The 16,952-nt window shown below is 68.4% G+C and carries 16 protein-coding genes; 10 read left to right on the forward strand and 6 right to left on the reverse strand.

What is annotated here, in order from left to right; genetic code table 11:
* The first annotated feature begins 172 nt into the window (after positions 1-172).
* From accD to FV217_RS09940, 4 genes are all read left to right on the forward strand, one after another.
* A complete protein-coding gene (gene accD, locus FV217_RS09925) occupies positions 173-1,075 on the forward strand; it encodes an acetyl-CoA carboxylase, carboxyltransferase subunit beta (protein ID WP_147817052.1) in 903 nt (300 codons plus the stop codon).
* 44 nt (positions 1,076-1,119) lie between these two features.
* Positions 1,120-2,445, forward strand: coding sequence for a folylpolyglutamate synthase/dihydrofolate synthase family protein (locus FV217_RS09930; RefSeq protein ID WP_147817027.1), 1,326 nt, complete (start codon positions 1,120-1,122; stop codon positions 2,443-2,445).
* A gap of 542 nt (positions 2,446-2,987) precedes the next feature.
* Complete coding sequence (locus FV217_RS09935; RefSeq protein WP_147817028.1) at positions 2,988-3,890, forward strand: porin family protein; 903 nt, start codon at positions 2,988-2,990, stop codon at positions 3,888-3,890.
* Positions 3,891-4,181: 291 nt separating this feature from the next.
* Positions 4,182-5,075: a porin family protein gene (locus FV217_RS09940; protein ID WP_147817029.1), complete on the forward strand. Its 894-nt coding sequence runs from the start codon at positions 4,182-4,184 to the stop codon at positions 5,073-5,075.
* Between the two features lie 456 nt (positions 5,076-5,531).
* Here the strand turns inward: FV217_RS09940 and trxA are convergent, their stop codons facing one another.
* On the reverse strand, positions 5,532-5,852 hold the full coding sequence (trxA, locus tag FV217_RS09945) for a thioredoxin (RefSeq protein ID WP_147077748.1): 321 nt from the start codon (positions 5,850-5,852) through the stop codon (positions 5,532-5,534).
* 417 nt (positions 5,853-6,269) lie between these two features.
* On the opposite strand from trxA, the gene FV217_RS09950 reads away from it, so the two are divergent.
* On the forward strand, positions 6,270-7,559 hold the full coding sequence (locus FV217_RS09950; protein WP_147817030.1) for a PQQ-dependent sugar dehydrogenase: 1,290 nt from the start codon (positions 6,270-6,272) through the stop codon (positions 7,557-7,559).
* 116 nt (positions 7,560-7,675) lie between these two features.
* Here the strand turns inward: FV217_RS09950 and FV217_RS09955 are convergent, their stop codons facing one another.
* Together FV217_RS09955 and FV217_RS09960 are read right to left on the reverse strand one after the other, a co-directional pair.
* The gene (locus tag FV217_RS09955; RefSeq protein ID WP_147817031.1) at positions 7,676-8,575 is read right to left on the reverse strand and encodes a TIGR01459 family HAD-type hydrolase; all 900 of its coding nucleotides are present in this window, start codon (positions 8,573-8,575) and stop codon (positions 7,676-7,678) included.
* Between the two features lie 70 nt (positions 8,576-8,645).
* Complete coding sequence (locus tag FV217_RS09960) at positions 8,646-10,109, reverse strand: EAL domain-containing protein (protein ID WP_238232549.1); 1,464 nt, start codon at positions 10,107-10,109, stop codon at positions 8,646-8,648.
* A 273-nt stretch (positions 10,110-10,382) separates the two neighbouring features.
* Between FV217_RS09960 and FV217_RS09965 the strand changes: the two genes are divergently transcribed.
* A complete protein-coding gene (locus FV217_RS09965) occupies positions 10,383-10,712 on the forward strand; it encodes a hypothetical protein (protein WP_147817033.1) in 330 nt (109 codons plus the stop codon).
* Positions 10,713-10,794: 82 nt separating this feature from the next.
* On the opposite strand, the gene murA is transcribed toward FV217_RS09965, so the two are convergent.
* On the reverse strand, positions 10,795-12,084 hold the full coding sequence (murA, locus tag FV217_RS09970; protein ID WP_147817034.1) for a UDP-N-acetylglucosamine 1-carboxyvinyltransferase: 1,290 nt from the start codon (positions 12,082-12,084) through the stop codon (positions 10,795-10,797).
* A gap of 163 nt (positions 12,085-12,247) precedes the next feature.
* Positions 12,248-12,412, reverse strand: a complete 165-nt coding sequence (locus FV217_RS22835) for a hypothetical protein (protein ID WP_187272514.1) — start codon at positions 12,410-12,412, stop codon at positions 12,248-12,250.
* 345 nt (positions 12,413-12,757) lie between these two features.
* Here FV217_RS22835 and hemA point away from each other — a divergent pair, with 345 nt between their 5' ends.
* On the forward strand, positions 12,758-14,086 hold the full coding sequence (gene hemA, locus FV217_RS09975; RefSeq protein WP_238232547.1) for a 5-aminolevulinate synthase: 1,329 nt from the start codon (positions 12,758-12,760) through the stop codon (positions 14,084-14,086).
* Here hemA and FV217_RS22840 read toward each other — a convergent pair.
* Positions 14,072-14,701 carry a hypothetical protein gene (locus tag FV217_RS22840; RefSeq protein ID WP_187272512.1) on the reverse strand — a complete coding sequence of 210 codons (630 nt, stop codon included), beginning with the start codon at positions 14,699-14,701 and terminating at the stop codon, positions 14,072-14,074. The genes hemA and FV217_RS22840 overlap by 15 nt on opposite strands.
* Positions 14,702-14,717: 16 nt before the next feature.
* Between FV217_RS22840 and FV217_RS09985 the strand changes: the two genes are divergently transcribed.
* From FV217_RS09985 to FV217_RS09995, 3 genes are all read left to right on the forward strand, one after another.
* Positions 14,718-15,281: a DUF4337 domain-containing protein gene (locus FV217_RS09985; protein WP_147817036.1), complete on the forward strand. Its 564-nt coding sequence runs from the start codon at positions 14,718-14,720 to the stop codon at positions 15,279-15,281.
* A 121-nt stretch (positions 15,282-15,402) separates the two neighbouring features.
* Complete coding sequence (locus FV217_RS09990) at positions 15,403-15,918, forward strand: phosphate-starvation-inducible PsiE family protein (RefSeq protein ID WP_147817037.1); 516 nt, start codon at positions 15,403-15,405, stop codon at positions 15,916-15,918.
* A 141-nt stretch (positions 15,919-16,059) separates the two neighbouring features.
* Positions 16,060-16,782 (forward strand): DUF4142 domain-containing protein, encoded by a 723-nt coding sequence (locus FV217_RS09995; protein ID WP_147817038.1) that lies wholly within the window; start codon positions 16,060-16,062, stop codon positions 16,780-16,782.
* Positions 16,783-16,952 lie beyond the last annotated feature (170 nt).

Genomic DNA, 16,952 nt, shown 5'->3' on the forward strand with positions numbered 1-16,952 from the left:
CTGCATGCGGCGAACGGCCTTTGAGGCGCAAGCCGAAAGGGCCACCAGGAACAAGCCCCTCCGTTTCGCCGCGACCGGATCTGGGATAAAGCGCTCGCCGATAAGGGAGCCGCGCCACTCGCATTCGCGCCCGCGCGCTCCGATATCCGTGGTCTCCCACAAGGACGTTCGCATGGTCGAGGCGATGAACTGGATCTCGGAGGTCATGCGCCCCAAGATCAAGACGCTGTTCAAGCGCGAGACGCCGGAAAACCTCTGGATCAAGTGCCCCGACAGCGGGCAGATGGTCTTCCACAAGGAGGTCGAGCAGAACCTCTGGGTGATCCCCGGCTCCGAGCATCACCTCAAGATGAGCGCGCATGCGCGCCTCAAGACGATGTTCGACGAGGGCACCTGGATCGACGTGCCGCTGCCAGAGGTCGCCACCGACCCGCTCAAGTTCCGCGACGAGAAGAAGTACGTCGACCGCCTGAAGGAGGCCCGCGCCAAGACCGGCATGCCGGACGCCTTCAAGATCGGCTTCGGCCGCGTCGGCGGCCTGCCGACCACGATCGCGGTGCAGGAATTCGCCTTCATGGCCGGCTCCCTCGGCATGGCGGCCGGCGAGGCCTTCGTCCGCGGCGCCGAGACCGCTCTGGAGAAGCGCACGCCCTATGTGCTGTTCTCGGCCTCCGGCGGCGCGCGCATGCAGGAGGGCATCCTGTCGCTGATGCAGATGCCCCGCACCACGGTGGCGGTGCGCCGGCTCAACGCGGCGAAGCTCCCCTACATCGTCGTGCTGACGAACCCGACCACCGGCGGCGTCACCGCCTCCTACGCCATGCTCGGCGACGTGCATCTGGCCGAGCCCGGCGCGCTGATCTGCTTCGCCGGCCCGCGGGTGATCGAGCAGACCATCCGCGAAAAGCTGCCCGACGGCTTCCAGCGGGCGGAATACCTGCGCGAGCACGGCATGGTCGACCAGGTCGTGCACCGCCGCGACATGAAGGAGACGGTGGCGCGGATCTGCGGCCTCCTGCTCGACGTCCGCCCGACCCCGCCCAAGGACCGGCAGCCGGCGCCGCAGGCCGCCTGACCCGTCACCGGCGTTCCGATCCTCGACAACGCGACCAGCGAGACATGGATTCCTCAGACGCGCTCATGGCGCGATTCCTCGCCCTGCATCCGCGCACGATCGACCTGTCGCTCGGGCGGATCGAAAGCCTGCTCGCGCGGCTGAATCACCCCGAGCGGCGCCTGCCGCCGGTGATCCACGTCGCCGGCACCAACGGCAAGGGTTCGACCATCGCCTTCATGCGGGCGATCCTCGAGGCCGGGGGGCTGGCCGCCCACGTCTACACCTCGCCCCATCTCGTGCGCTTCCACGAGCGCATCCGCATGGGCGGCATCGGCGGCGGCACCTTCGTTCCGGAGGAGCGCCTCGCCGAGGCTTTCGCCCGCTGCGAGGCGGCCAATGCCGGCGATCCGATCACGGTGTTCGAGATCACCACCGCCGCGGCCCTGCTGCTGTTTTCGGAGTCTCCCGCTGACGTGCTGCTGCTGGAGGTGGGCCTCGGTGGCCGGGTCGACGCCACCAACGTCATCGCCGAGCCGGCCTGCGCCGTGGTCACGCCGATCGGCCGCGACCACGCCGAATATCTCGGCGACACCCTGGAATCGGTGGCCACCGAGAAGGCCGGCATCTTCAAGCGCGGCTGCCCGGCCGTGATCGCCGCGCAGGACTACGCCGAGGCCGACGCGGTGCTGTGCCGCCACGCCGAGCGCGTCGGCGCTGTGCCGATCATCGTCGGCAAGCAGGATTTTTCGGTGCACGAGGAGAGCGGCCGCTTCGTCTACCAAGACGAGACCGAGCTGTTCGACCTGCCGCGCCCGAAGCTCGCGGGCCGCCACCAGCTCGTCAACGCCGGCACCGCCATCGCGGCGCTCCGCGCGGCGGGCTTCGGCGATCTCGGCACGCCGGCCTACGAGGCCGGCCTGCGCAACGTCGACTGGCCCGGCCGCCTGCAGCGGCTGACCCGCGGCCGCCTCGCCGACCTGATGCCCAAGAATTCCGAGCTCTGGCTCGACGGCGGCCACAATGCCGACGGCGGCCGCATCCTCGCCGCCGCCATGGCCGACCTGTCCGAGCGCAGCAACGTGCCGCTGGTGCTCGTCGTCGGACTGCTCGGCACCAAGGACGCCGAGGGGTTCCTCAAGAACTTCGTCGGGCTCGCCCGCGTGCTGGTGGCGGTGCCGATTCCCGGCCAGCTCGCCGCCCGCCCGGCCGACGAGGTCGCGCAGATCGCCGAATCGGTGGGAATCGCCACGCGCGTGGCCGGCGGCACCGAGGCCGCGCTGATGAGCCTGTCGGACATCGCCTTCGAGCATCCGCCGCGCGTGCTGATCTGCGGTTCGCTCTACCTGGCGGGCGCGGTCCTCGAAGCCAACGGCACGCTGCCAGCCTGACGCGCGATTCCGGGCCGGTGGCATGACGCCGCCTCCGGCCGGTCGCCCCGGAGCCGGTGAAGCCCTGCGCCGGATGGGTGCAAAGCGCCGGCCGGCGGTGTCGCAGGCATCGCCGCAGACGCGGTTTTCCCGTCACCGGATCGCCTTCAGCCTTCCGGCCGGCCTGCGCGAAAGCGCGGCGTCGTCTTCCCGATGATTGCTTGGCCCGTCTCGCTGCGTCCGGTCCCGAGGGACACGGCTTCGGCGCGGGCCGGCTGCCGTGCGATCGGTCGCCGACAGTGATCCCGTCCTCGCGCCGCAAGACGAACGTTGCCGCGAGGCCGGCGACATCTCCCTGGCCCGAAGGCGCCCGCATCCGGAATTGTACTTCTCCGATTTGGGGTCTTTGCGGATCCCGCGAGGGCCTGCTGCACTGCAATAGAATTCGAGGAGATCAGTGTACGGGTATTGTGCGGCGCGGGTGTGTCCTCGACGCTACATCCCGATAGTGGGGAATCGCCTAGCTTGATCGTCGATCGGGCACAAAGCTGGGGATCAAACAAATGAAAAGACTTCTGACGACATTCGCTGCCTTCACGGCACTCACCGCCGCCGCCACCGCGGCGGATCTGCCGCGCCGCGCGGCGCCTCCTATCTTCACGCCGATTCCGGTGTTCACCTGGACGGGCTTCTACGCCGGTTTCAACGCCGGCTACGGCTTCGGCGTCTCTGACCCCGCCTCGCCCTTCAGCCTCGTCGGCACCAACGACCCCCGCGTCGTCACGGGTCCCGGCGCTCCGGGCACGAATATCGGGCTCCTCGCCTTCAACAACCGCACCAACATGGACGGTTTCACGGGCGGCGGTCAGATCGGCTATAACTACCAGTTCACGCCGGGCTCCGGCATCGTGATCGGTGTCGAGGCCGACGCCCAGTATTCGGACCTCGGCGGACGCAACAACGCCTTCCTGTTCGCGCCCGTCACGGCCGGTGCGGCCCTGAACCCCGGCGCGTCGGTGTTCAACCCGACCGGCCTCGGCGGCCTCGACTTCTTCGGCACCGTGCGCGGCCGGATCGGTTACGCCTTCGACCGTGTCCTGTTCTACGGCACCGGCGGCTTCGCCTACGGCAGCTTCGGTGGCGGCAAGGCCCTCAACACCGACGATTTCTCCACCGGCTACGCCGCGGGTGGCGGTGTCGAATACGCGCTCCCGACCGACTCGTTCCTGAACTTCTTCCGCTCCTCGGCGGTGACGTTCAAGGTCGAAGGCCTGTACGTGAACCTCGACCAGAACAACCGGGGCTTCACCTACGCCAACGCCGGCGGCGCCGCGATCGCCGCCACGCCGATCGCCCAGTTCGTTCCGGGCACCACCACCTCGGTCCTGTTCAGCAGCGCCGCCAAGCGCGAGACCGACTTCGCGGTGATCCGTGCCGGCATCAACTACAAGTTTGGCTCGTACTAAAGCTCACTTCGATCGAGCGGCTGCCGGTCGATCGCGAGAAGGCGCGTCACGACAAAACCTTGGAGCCGCCGGCCCGACGATGTCGGGTCGGATACGGCACCAAGCCGACACGGTCTCGAAACCTTCCGAAAGCCCGGCCTTCCCGGCCGGGCTTTCACCCCCACCCCACCGGCACGACCGCACCGAGGCCAAGACTTCGGAGCGCCGTGTGTGTCTTCGCCGCTACATCCCCAATCCCGGGAATGGTCTAGCTTCAATGGCGATCGGGCACCTCGCTGGGGATCATAAAAAATGAAAAAGCTTCTTACCACGTTCGCCGCCTTCACGGCGCTCACCGCCGCCGCCACCGCGGCGGATCTGCCGCGCCGCGCGGCTCCTCCCATTTTCACGCCGGTTCCGGTGTTCACCTGGACGGGCTTCTACGCCGGTTTCAACGCCGGTTACGGCTTCGGCGTCTCGGACAACAACGCCCCGACCATCGTCGGCGTTGGCCCCACCACGGCAATCTTCGCCAACGGCGCCGGCACGGCTCTGCAGTCCGGCGTCCTCGCCTTCCGTAACGGCAACCAGGGCGACGGTTTCACCGGCGGTGGCCAGATCGGCTACAACTATCAGTTCACGCCGGGCTCGGGCGTCGTCGTCGGCGTCGAGGCCGACGCTCAGTACGTCGATTTCGGTCGCAGCCGTAACCAGTTCGCCTTCGCGACGGCCGGCACCGGCGGTATCATCCCCGGCACCCTCGTCTACAACCCGTCGGGTCTCTCGAGCCTCGACTACTTCGGCACCGTGCGCGGCCGCATCGGTTACGCCTTCGACCGCGTCCTGTTCTACGGCACCGGCGGTTTCGCTTACGGCGCCGGCGGCGGCCGTCAGTTCGGCTCGGGCACGTCCTCCGACGACTTCAAGACCGGCTACGCTGCTGGTGGTGGCGTCGAGTACGCTCTCCCGACCGACTCCTTCCTGAACTTCTTCCGCTCCTCGGCGGTGACGTTCAAGGTCGAAGCTCTGTACGTGAACCTCGACGAAGGCAACGGCAACACCGGCGCTTTCGCGACCAACCGCCTCGGCCGCACCGTCGCCGTCGGCAACCCGGACGTGGCGCTCGTCTCCGGCGCTCCGCGCCGCCAGGGCACCGAGTTCGCCGTCGTCCGCGCCGGCATCAACTACAAGTTCGGCTCGTACTAGGCCGAACCCAACGGGTCTTCGGACTTGCGGAAAAGCCCGGCCATCTGGCCGGGCTTTTTCGTTTTGGGCGATCGGGTCCCGTTCCTCTCAGCCGGCACGCCGCTCCGAAATGCCCGCATCGGCGGGCCTCGAAAGAGGCTTCCGGGAATCGCGGTGGGATCTGTAGGCCCCTTCGAGGCCTCCGCCGATGCGCTCCTGCGCCTCGGGGTGAGGTTCCGGGTGGGATGATCAGTTCTCGGCCGGGCTTCAGAGCGGGGAGGGCGTCCGCTCCATCGTCGCCGTATGTCGAGACAGTCGGATCCCTGGCTGCTCAGTCTCGGGAAGGGCCGTCGCCGGACCGGATGGGCCTTCGACCCGTTCCAGGCCCCCGGAACGTAACGCCTCGTTCACCACGGCAGCAAAAAGCCCGGCCTCGCGGCCGGGCTTTGCTTCGTCGGGATCAGCCCCTGACGGCGTTCAGGCGCTCGCCTGGATCCAGCGCGAGAGGTCGCCCTTGGGCGCCGCGCCGACCTTCTGGCTGGCGAGCTTGCCGTCCTTGAAGATCATCAGCGTGGGGATCGAGCGGATGCCGTAGGTCGAGGCGATGCCGGGGTTCTCGTCGACGTTGACCTTGGCGATCTTGACCTTGCCCTGCAGGTCCGTCGCGATCTCCTCGAGCGCCGGGCCGATCTGGCGGCAGGGGCCGCACCACTCCGCCCAGAAATCCACGACCACGGGCTCGGCGGACTGGAGCACGTCCTGTTCGAAGCTCGCGTCCGTTACTTTCACCGTCGCCATCATATACCCTTTCACGATACCGCTCCCCCGAGGCATCCGCGCCGCGTATGGCGCCGGCCCTTGCGGGGGCCGCTGCCGGGGAATTCCCGAGAATTGGAGACACCGCGTCCCACGGTCAAGGCGCTCGTCTCCAGGCACAGTCCTGACGCGCGATCGGATCATGCCGCTCCTCGGCCGGGACGCCGCCAGCACCCGCGGCCGGCGAAGCGATTCGGCGGCAAGCGGCACAGAAGCCGCCGCCGGCCCTCGCCGAGCGGCCCCTGCCGCCCCATCTGCGGGTGTGGCCCGCGCGAAACCTCGCAGGTCGGACCCGTCCCGCTCCCTCCCGGCGCTCCTGCGCCGTCGGCAGGTGGCCGGAGAGGCGCATGCCTGCGAACCCCTTTCGCGGCTGTGCCCGATTTCAAGGAATTGACCGACGTGAAGCGCACTCTCCCCCTTCTGCTCGCCACCGTCGCCGCCATCGGCCTGGGACAGCAGGGCGCAATCGCCCAAGGCGACGACAACGCGGCCCGCACCCCGCGCGTCGGCGGCGAATCGTTCCAGGCGCCGGCCGCCCCGAGCGCCGGGGACACGCCCGCCGAGACGCAGGCCCCGAACACCGACTACAAGCCGCTCCTGCCGAACCAGACCCGCGCGCCGCAGCCGTCGCAGAAGACCGAGGTCGAGGTCGCCTCCGTCGCGAAGGGCCTCGCCTCGCCCTGGGCGCTGGAATTCCTTCCGGACGGCCGCATGATCGTCACCGAGAAGGCCGGCAAGATCCGGATCGTCGCGAAGGACGGCAAGGTCGGCGAGCCGGTGGCCGGCGTGCCCAAGGTCGATTCGCGCGGCCAGGGCGGCCTGCTCGACATCGCGCTGAGCCCGAGCTTCGCCGCCGACCGCCTCGTCTACATCAGCTACGCCGAGCCCCGCGAAAAGGGCAACGGCACCAGCGTGGCCAAGGCCAAGCTGATCGAGAGCGGCGGCACCGCCAAGCTCGACGAGTTCAAGGTGATCTTCCGCCAGACCCCGACCTATGATGGCGACAAGCATTTCGGCTCGCGCCTCGTCTTCGCGCCGGACGGCAAGCTGTTCGTCACGGTCGGCGAGCGCTCCGACAAGGCCACCCGCGGGCAGGCCCAGGACCTGACCAGCGGCCTCGGCAAGGTCTTCCGCATCGACACCGACGGCAACGCCGCCAAGGACAACCCCTTCACCGGCGGCGAGAAGGCCCGGCCGGAGATCTGGTCCTACGGCCACCGCAACGTGCAGGGCGCAGCGCTCGACGGCCAGGGCCGCCTCTGGACCGTGGAGCACGGCCCGCGCGGCGGCGACGAACTCAACCGTCCCCGCCCCGGCGTGAATTACGGCTGGCCGCTGGCCAGCTACGGTCTCGAATATTCCGGCGAGAAGATCGGCGACGGCGTCACCATGGCGGCCGGCACCTCGCAGCCGGTTTATTACTGGGACCCGGTGATCGGCCCGTCCGCACTTGCCTTCTACGACAAGGACGTGTTTCCGGCCTGGAAGGGCGACTTCATCGTCGGCGGCCTCGTCAGCACCGGCCTCGTCATCCTCAAGGTCGACAGCGATAAGGTCGTCACCGAGGAGCGCGTGCCCCTCGATCACCGCATCCGCGACGTGAAGGTCGGCCCGGACGGCGCGGTCTACGCCGTCACCGAGGGCGAGGACGGCGAGATCCTCAAGCTGACGCCGAAGAAGAGCAGCTGATACCCATATGTGTCGCTCCCGACCCGTGGTCGGAAGCGACACGTCCGGCGGACGGACACCGCCGCGCTAGTGAAAGACGATGGGTCGAGGCCCATCGTCTCTCGATGTGACGTCGCCTACCAGACCAGACGCTCGATCACGGCGTCCGGCCGGACCGGCTGGCTCGACAGCCACTCCGCGATGTCGCCCAGGCTGTGGTGCTCGGCCGTGAGGCCGAGTTCCGCCGCATGGATTCCGCGGGCAACGAGGATCGAGGGGATGCCGGCCGCTTGAGCCCCGGCGATATCGGTACGGATCGCATCTCCGATGGCCACGATGCGCATCCGATCCAGCGCTGGCCAATCGTCGAGATGATGGGCCTTAGCCAGGGCAGCATCGTAGATCGGCCTGTAGGGCTTCCCGGCATACACCACCTCACCGCCGATCTCTTCATAGGCGTTGGCCAGGATTCCGGCGCAGGGGATCAGCCGATGATTGCGCTCGACCACGAGATCCGGGTTCGCGCAGATCATCGTGATTTCTCTCGACCGGAAATCGGCGAGAACCTCGCGATAATCATCGGCCGTCTCGGTGTCGTCGTCGAACAGACCCGTGCAGACGACGCGCTCCGCCTCCGCCGCCGATACCAGCGTCAGGTCCAGCCCCTCGTAGATCGGCAGGTCGCGCTCGGGCCCGAGATGATGCACCCGCGCACCCGGATGCTTTGCCAGCAGATCATGCGTGAGATCGCCCGACGTCAGGATCGCGTCATAGGCCTCCCGCGGCACCCCGTAGCCGTCGAGGATCGCCTGCACCCCGCGCCAGGGCCGCGGCGCGTTCGACACCAGGACCACGCGGCGGGGGCGCTCTCCGGGAAGATTTCGGAATGCGATCAAGGCCTTGCCCGCCGCATCGTGCGCGCGCCGGCCGTCGTGGAGCACGCCCCAGACGTCGCAGAGGATCAGGTCGTAGGCCTCCGCCACCTCCGCGAAATGGCGAAGCGTGGGGACTGGAGCCGCGGCGGCGCGGTCGGGCATGGGGGTCTCGGGGCGATCGGATGTCGACCGCCCGGTTAGGGACGCCGGCCCCGGAAATCAATCGCCCCGATCACACGGCCCGGCGCAGGAAATCCCGGAACGCCCGGCGCTGCTGGGGCGGCTCGCCGGCCGGCTGCGCCTCGGCCTCCGCTCCGGCCGGGGCTCGCGCAAGTGCCTGCTGCGTCTCGGCAAAAACCTCCGCCCGCACCGCCTTCGGCCCGGCGAAAACCGTCCCCTGCGCAAGCGGCACGTCGAGGTCGATCAGGTCCGGCACCTCGCTCTCGCGCTCGACCTGCGTCGCCACGAGGCGGATGCCGGCCCGGCCCAGCGACGCGACCAGATCCTCGATCGCGATGTCGGACACCGCGTCGCGCGAAGGCGGACGCAGCAGGAGGGAGGTCGGAACCTTGATCTGCGAGACGCCGCGCTCGGCGAGCAGCCCCACATCGAAGCGCAGGTCGGTCGGCCGGTCGAGCCCGAAGCCGATCCGGCCCCGCAACGCGCCGAGCACCGCGACCTGCTCGGGATCGAGACTGCGCCAGCTCGCCTGCGGCAGCGCCACCGCGACACGGCCGGCCAGATCCGCATCGCCCGAGACGAGACCGACCAAGGAACGCAGGAAATCCGGCTCGAACAGCGACAGCGGCGAGAGGCCGTAGGCCACCGTGGCATTGCTGCCGCGGCCCTGCAGATGCCGGGCGATCACGGCGCTGCTGCGGATCATGCGGCGGTCGAGGGCGGTGGTGCGGCCGTGCCGTTCCAGCACGGGGAGGAAGGCGTCGGGCGAGAGGATTTCGGAGCCGAGCTTCAGCCGCGCCAGAGCCTCGTAGGACACGACCTTGCGCTGGGGCAGCGTCACGACCGGCTGCAGCCAGACCTCCAGTCCGTCGGCGTCGAACGCCTCGACGAGGGCGGCCTCCTGCGCCGGATCGCGGTTCGCGGTCGCAAAGGCCGGCGGTTTGAACGCGATGACGGGTTCCGGCGTCGGCTGCCGCGCCGGAACGGAACGCGGCCCGGCCGTCAGCTCGGGCGGCACGGCGGCTGCCGGCTTCGGCGGCGGTGCCGACGGTGGCGCTGCCTCGCGCTCGGTCTTGAGACGGCCGATCTCGGCCTCCTGCGTGGCGACGACCGCGGCGAGCTCGCGCACGATGCCACTCAGCAAGCCGATCTCGCGCGTCACCTCTTCGACCCCCGCCGCGAGCGCCTCGTTGTCGGGGCCCGGCGTCTGGGGGAGCGTAGCCGGCGCATCGGTTCGCGTAAGCACCGCACGAGCGGCCACGGTGATCGCCGCCTCCGCCTTGAGCAGACGTTGCGACAGCACGCCGATTTCGCTCGACAGTTTTTCCTGGGAAACCGTAAGACGGGCAGCACGGCGCTGCTGGACGATCGCCGTAAGAATGGCCGCCATGAGACCAAGGCTGCCGAGTCCAAGGGCGCCGGCGAGCGGTGCGACGATCGAGAGCGGCAGGACGACCAGCAGCCCCGTCAGGCCGATGGTCCACAGGCCGCCGCGCAGGCCGATTGTCCTGGCCATCGGGGTCTTCATCTCTGGAACGCTACAAACGGAAGCAGATCAACGTTGTTGCCGAGGGGCGAGTCGGCTGCAAGGCACCATCGTCCTCCGCACCGGCCCACCGACCGATATTGCCCGGGTGTTGCTTTCCGTGCAGGAGCACAGGCTCAGCCGCGGTTCATCCGTGGCGATTAGAACGGTGCTCGGCCAAGACCGATGTCACGCAACCACGCGATACCGCAATCGGTTGACGGATTTTGGACCAGTTGCCGAGATTAGAGGAGACGAAACGGGATGACGACGAAGCGGGTGATGCTGGTGGCGATGGCCGCGACGGCGCTCGGGATCGTGGCTGGTGCCGTGCCGGCGAGTGCCCAGTATGGCGGCGGCCGCTACTACAACAACGATGGCGACGATTATCGCCCGCGCCGCTACGAGCGCCGCTACGAGGACGAAGACGATCGTCCGCGCTCGCGGCGTTTCGGCCGCGGCGGCGGTGGCGGCAGCATCTGCGTGACCGCACGCGGCAATTGCCAGTACCCGCCGGCACCGCGCAATTCGTCCTGCTCCTGCGACATCCCCGGTTTCGGCGAGAAGCGCGGCGCGATCGGCGGCGGTTACTGACGTTTTCGCAATAGCGCGAACGGACGGAGTTGCAGGGCCGCGATCCGATCATCCCGGATCGCGGCCCTGCGTTTGTCGGAGGTCAGGAGCGGACGCGCCGGATGTCGGCCCCGCAGCGTGCTAGCTTGGCTTCGAGGGATTCGAAGCCGCGATCGAGGTGGTAGACGCGGCTGATCTGGGTTTCGCCTTCGGCGGCGAGACCGGCGATCACCAGCGACACCGAGGCGCGCAGGTCGGTCGCCATGACCGGCGCACCTTTCAGCCGATCGACGCCCTCGACGATGGCGAGATCGCCGTCGAGACGGATCTTCGCGCCGAGACGCGCGAGTTCCTGCACGTGCATGAAGCGATTCTCGAAGATGGTCTCGCGGATGTTCGACTGGCCCTTGGCCAGCGTCATCAGCGCCATGAACTGCGCTTGCAGGTCGGTCGGGAAGCCAGGGAACGGATCGGTGGTGATGTCGGCCGGGTGGATGCCGCCGCCGTTGCGGCGCACCCGGATGCCGCCCTTGACCTGTGTGATTTCGGAGCCCGTGGTCGCCAGCACGTCGAGGGCCGAGGAGAGCAGGTCCGCCCGGGTGTTTTCGAGCACGATGTCGCCGCCGGTCATGGCCACGGCCATGGCGTAGGTGCCGGTCTCGATCCGATCCGGCAGGACCTCGTGCCGGGCGCCGTGGAGCCGGGCGACGCCCTCGATGACGATGCGGGACGTGCCGGCGCCCTCGATCCGCGCGCCCATCCGGATCAGGCATTCCGCCAGATCGACGACCTCGGGCTCGCGGGCGGCGTTGTCGATCACTGTGGTGCCGTGGGCCAGCGAGGCCGCCATCAGCGCCACGTGGGTGCCCCCGACCGTGACCTTCGGGAAATCGATTTCGGCGCCGCGCAGGCCGTTCTTCGTCTTCGCGACGACGTAGCCGGCATCGATCTCGATCTCGGCGCCGAGCTTTTCCAGCGCCATGATCAGCAGGTCGACGGGCCGCGTGCCGATGGCGCAGCCGCCCGGCAGGGAGACCTTGGCCTCGCCGAAGCGCGCCAGCAACGGCGCCACCACCCAGAAGCCGGCCCGCATGGTCGAGACCAGCTCGTAGGGCGCCGTGGTGTCGATGACGTTCGAGGCGGTCAGCCGGATGGTCTGGCCGGCCTCGGTGCTCTGGCCGGGGCGCTTGCCGACGACCATCTGGTCGACGCCGTGATTGCCGAGGATGCGCAGCAGCGAGGTGATGTCGGCGAGACGCGGCACGTTGATGAGCTCGAGCGTCTCGCCCGTCATCAGGCTGGCGATCATCAGGGGCAGCGCGGCGTTCTTGGCGCCGGAGATCGGGATCGTGCCGTTCAGCGGCGCGCCGCCGGTGATGTGGATGCGGTCCATGCTCGTTCCCTGGGCGCCGGGCCCGCGTCTGCGGTGTCGGTCGCGCGCCATTCCGGGGGCAGGCCGCCCCTTCAAACCGCCAAGTATATCCGGTATCCGGCAGAAAAAGGATCGCGCCCCGCGGCAGAAGTCGTGACCTGTGGCTGCCGTGCATCGCAGGCCGCTACGACCGATCGCGCTCCGGGTCCGACGGCGGGTCCGGATCGAGTTTCACCTCCCGCTCCGGTTCGATGTCGTCATGAGGCAGCTCGGCCCGGCCGCGCGCCTGCAGCTTCCGGCGCTTGAGGTTGTCGCGCAGAGCCGCCTTCAACCGATCCTCGCGTGACATCCGGGGCGTCCCGTCCCACTCGCGCGGTGCCACATCGCCCGCGAAACCCCAGGACGGCTACAGCCTTCGCGGGGCCGTCTCAACAGGTGCAAGGCAGCAATGACCCGAGATCACCTTGAACCGATTCCAAATTCCCTTCTATTCTGCACACCGGTGAGCCGGCGTCCGGTGGACTGACCGGAGGCAAGACGTCACCGCAGCGAGATCGGGCTCGTCGCCGATCGACAGGCATGACTGCGCAGATGTGTGCGGATCGCCGCGTCGATCATTTTCCCGGCCGCTGGATCCGACTTCGGGATGAACCCGAAGCTCGCAGCCGAGGAAACGCGTCGAGGACGGATGCCCGTGAACCTGATGCCTGCGCAGACCGACACCGCCGACGGATCCGAAACGGGCCTCGCCGAGCGAAGCAACCACCGGGACAGCCAGACGCCGCGGATCGACTACGAGCAGCATTTCCGGAGCGCCGTCGACCGCCTGCACGCCGAGCGCCGCTATCGCGTCTTCGCCGATATCGAGCGGATCGCGGGCCGCTTCCCGCAGGCGAACTGGCGCAAGCCCGACGGCGGCACGCGTGAGATCACCGTCTGGTGCTCCAACGACTACCTCGGCATGGGCCAGCATCCCGATGTCGTCGATGCCATGACCGAGACGGTGAAGCGCTGCGGCGTCGGCGCGGGCGGCACCCGCAACATCGCCGGCAACAACTCGCCGCTGGTCGACCTGGAGCGCGAGCTCGCCGACCTGCACGGCAAGGAGGCCGGCCTCGTCTTCACTTCGGGCTACGTCTCGAACCAGGCCGGCATCTCGACGATCGCCAAGCTGCTGCCGAACTGCCTGATCCTGTCCGACGCCTTCAACCACAACTCGATGATCGAGGGCGTGCGCCATTCGGCCTGCGAGAAGCGTGTTTTTCGCCACAACGACCTCGCGCATCTGGAGCAACTGCTCCGCGAGGCCGGCGACCGCCCGAAACTCGTCGCCTTCGAGTCGGTCTATTCGATGGATGGCGATGTCGCGCCGATCGAGGCGATCTGCGACCTCGCCGACGCCTACGGCGCCATGACCTATATCGACGAGGTCCACGCAGTCGGCCTCTACGGTGCCCGGGGCGCGGGCATCAGTGAGCGCGATGGCGTCATGGATCGCATCGACGTCATCGAGGGCACGTTGGCCAAGGGCTATGGCTGCGTCGGCGGCTACATCACCGGCTCGGCGGTGCTCTGCGACGCGGTGCGGAGTCACGCTGCGGGGTTCATTTTCACCACCGCCCTGCCGCCGGCCATCGCCGCCGCGGCACGCGCCTCTGTTCGGTATCTCAAGCACTCGCAGACCGAGCGTGCGGCGCACCAGCGCCAAGCCGCCAACACCAAGGCCGCCCTCGACGCCGCCGGCCTGCCGGTACTCGCCACCGAGACGCACATCGTGCCGCTGATGGTGGGCGACGCCGAGCTCTGCAAGGCGGCCGCCGACCATCTGCTCGAACGCCACGGCATCTACATCCAGCCGATCAACTACCCGACCGTGCCGCGCGGCACCGAGCGGTTGCGGATCACCCCGACGCCGTTCCACGACGACGCCCGCATCGCCACGCTGACGGCCGCCCTCGTCGAGACCTGGGACACCCTCGATCTGCCCCGCGCCGGGACGATCTTCGCCTCAGCCGCGGAATAGGCTTTTCGCTGGCCGGTTATCGGGTGCGACGACCCGATGGCGACGCTGCTCGATCAGGACCGTTTGATCGAGGCCCTCTAACGGCTCGACGCCGACTTGGTCGATCTCGGGACTTTCGTCGAAATCGCCGTCTATGGTGAGGCTAGCTATCCCGACGACGATCGCGAGCGGCAGGCGGCCTTCATCCACGATGACCCGGGATTTCGTGGTGAGCCCCGACCCGATGCCTTCCTCGGCGGAGCCGGCGAGCACTTGGCCCGGCGTTGGGGACTGCCGATCTTTCCCTGAGTTCGTCACGAGGGCCGCTATCTCGACATCGCGATGTGCGTGCCGTCCGACGCCGCGTTGCGCAGCTATCTGATCTGCGTCAGCCCCTTGGCCTTCCGTGCCCCGCTGATCTTCACCGGGCCGGACCCGCTGCAGCGGGCAAGATTTCCGTATCACTGCGGTGTGGCCACCATGCCGGCTGAGCATCCGGCGCGGTGTGATCGCAAGGGCGGGTAGTCCCTGAATCGACCCGAACCGAAGTCTTCCGATCCCGGGATCGATCCACGATGCGGTTTCGCGTTGCGCATCGCCCGATGATGGGCTGTGACTGCCGCGCTCGCGAATCATCGAAGAGGAAACACGGATGTCGGGTGGCGGTCACGGGGCGATCGAGGGATCGAACAAGCGCGTCGCGCTGATGATCTCGGTGCTGGCGCTGTTTCTCGCGGGCGCCGAGACGCTGGCCAAGAGCGCCCAGACCGAGGCGCTCGGGGCCAATGTCGAGGCCTCGAACCAGTGGGCCTATTTCCAGGCCCGCACGATCCGGGCGACGGTGCTCAAGACCGCCGACGAGGCGCTTGCGCTGGCGCCGCCCGCCGGGGGCGACGACGCTGCCGTGAAGGCCAAGCGCGACGAGTGGGCCAAGACCGTGGCCCGCTGGGAATCCGAGCCCGCGACCGGCGAAGGCCGCAAGGAACTCGCCGCCAAGGCCAAGGCCTCCGAGTTGCGGCGCGATCTCGCGCTCGAGCGCTACCACCATTTCGAACTCGCCTCGGCCGCCTTCCAGGTCGGCATCGTTCTGGCCTCGGCGGAGGTGATCACCGGCATCGTGGCGCTCGCCTTCGCCGGCGGCTTCCTCGGCGTCGCCGGCCTGGCGCTGGCCGCGTTCGGGCAATTCGCCCCCCATACGCTGCCGTTCCTGCACTGATGCGAACTGTCAGGCGGACCATGCGTGCCCCGCGACAAGGAGCAGTGTGGACGCGGCGTTATGGCTCCTGTCAGAGTTGCGGTCGGCGGCTCCATCCCGAGCCGGAGCGGATGGGTCGAGCATGGCACAGGCTTCCGACGACGAATCCGAAAACCGGCTGACCAAGCTGTCGGCCGTCTTGTTCCTGCACACCGAGCATCTGGTCTACGCACTGCTCGGCGGCCTGCTCGCGGCGACGGCAGCCCTGGCGCTGCTCGACGCGGCCGGCGTGCTCTACGAGGCGTTGAAGGTACTCGGCGGCGCCAAGCAGATGCTCGACGTCATCGATCGGCTGCTCTTCCTGCTGATGATCGTCGAGATCCTGCACACGGTGCGGGTCTCGATGCGCTCGGGACGGCTGACCTGCGAGCCGTTCCTAATCGTCGGCCTGATCGCCTCGATCCGGCGCGTGCTGGTGATCACGCTGCAATCGTCCGAGGTGATGCACCCGCCGATGACCGGCGAGAAACAGGCGATGTTCAACGCCTCGATGATCGAACTCGGGGTGCTCGGCGGCCTGATCCTGGTAATGGTGGTCTCGATCTTCCTGCTGCACCACGCCAGTCCGAGCGGGGCGAGGCCGGCCGGCGAGGAGTGATCCCGGGAGCGGCGAAACCGTCCCGGCAAGGCCTCGGCAGGCAATGCTGCACTGCAGGAACGGCGATTCGGACCACTGGTTGATCAGCCGATTGCGTCGGGGCGACCGGCGCGGGTCAAGTGTCACGAAGAGTCAATTGCCATGAAGAAGACCGTCACCCTCGCCGTTCTCGGCCTATCTACGATCCTCGGCGGATCCGCCTTCGCGCAGGAGCCGCTGCCGCTGCGCGTCCAGTCGCAGGATCTGGCGCTCCCCGCCGGTGCGACGACGAGCACGCCGACCTTCCGGACTGAGGCCCTGCGCTCGGATGCGGTGAGCATCGAATCGAGCCGCATCGCCCTCGAGCGTTCGCGCAATCGTGAGATTCGCAGCTACGCCCGCCGCGTCATCGAGACCCGCAAGGCCACGACCGAGGCGCTGCTGCCCCCCGGTACGTCACTGAGCGCTGGCGGCAGCATCGTCTCGGACCGGCAGGGCATCGAGACGCGCCTCGACAACCCGGTCGGCATCGTGCTGGCGCCGGTTACGGTCGCGGCCAATGTCGCGACGGGGATCGTCGGCGGTGTGCTCGGTGGTGTCGGCCTCGTCGACAACAGCCCGACCGAGCCGGGGCGCCGTGTCGCGATCGGCCCCCAGGGTCAGGCCAAGATCGACCGTCTCCGTTCGGCACCGAACGCGCGCAGCTTCGACCGCACCTATGTCGCTCAGCAGGCGCGCTCGGACGCGCGTACGCTCGCACTTTACGACGGCTATTCGCGCGGCGGTGACAGTGCTCAGGGGCGCCAGTTCGCCAACGAAGCGCTTCCGTATATCGCTGCCGAACACGACCGTTCGGCCAACATCGACCTGAGTTTCGGTGGCTGATCACCTCTGCCAATCATACGAGACCGGAGGGCCGCCTGCAGGGCGGCCCTTTTTGCATCCGGGTGCCGATTCCAATGGCAATCTGCTTCTTCGCCAGATCCCGGCTCGCATCGCTTATGGCCGTCGCGATCAGGCTCGGCGCGGGCGGCTCAAAAGCTTCTTTTCGGACG

Origin of the sequence: Methylobacterium sp. WL9 (assembly GCF_008040035.1) — a bacterium.
GTDB classification, from domain to species: Bacteria; Pseudomonadota; Alphaproteobacteria; order Rhizobiales; family Beijerinckiaceae; genus Methylobacterium; species Methylobacterium thuringiense.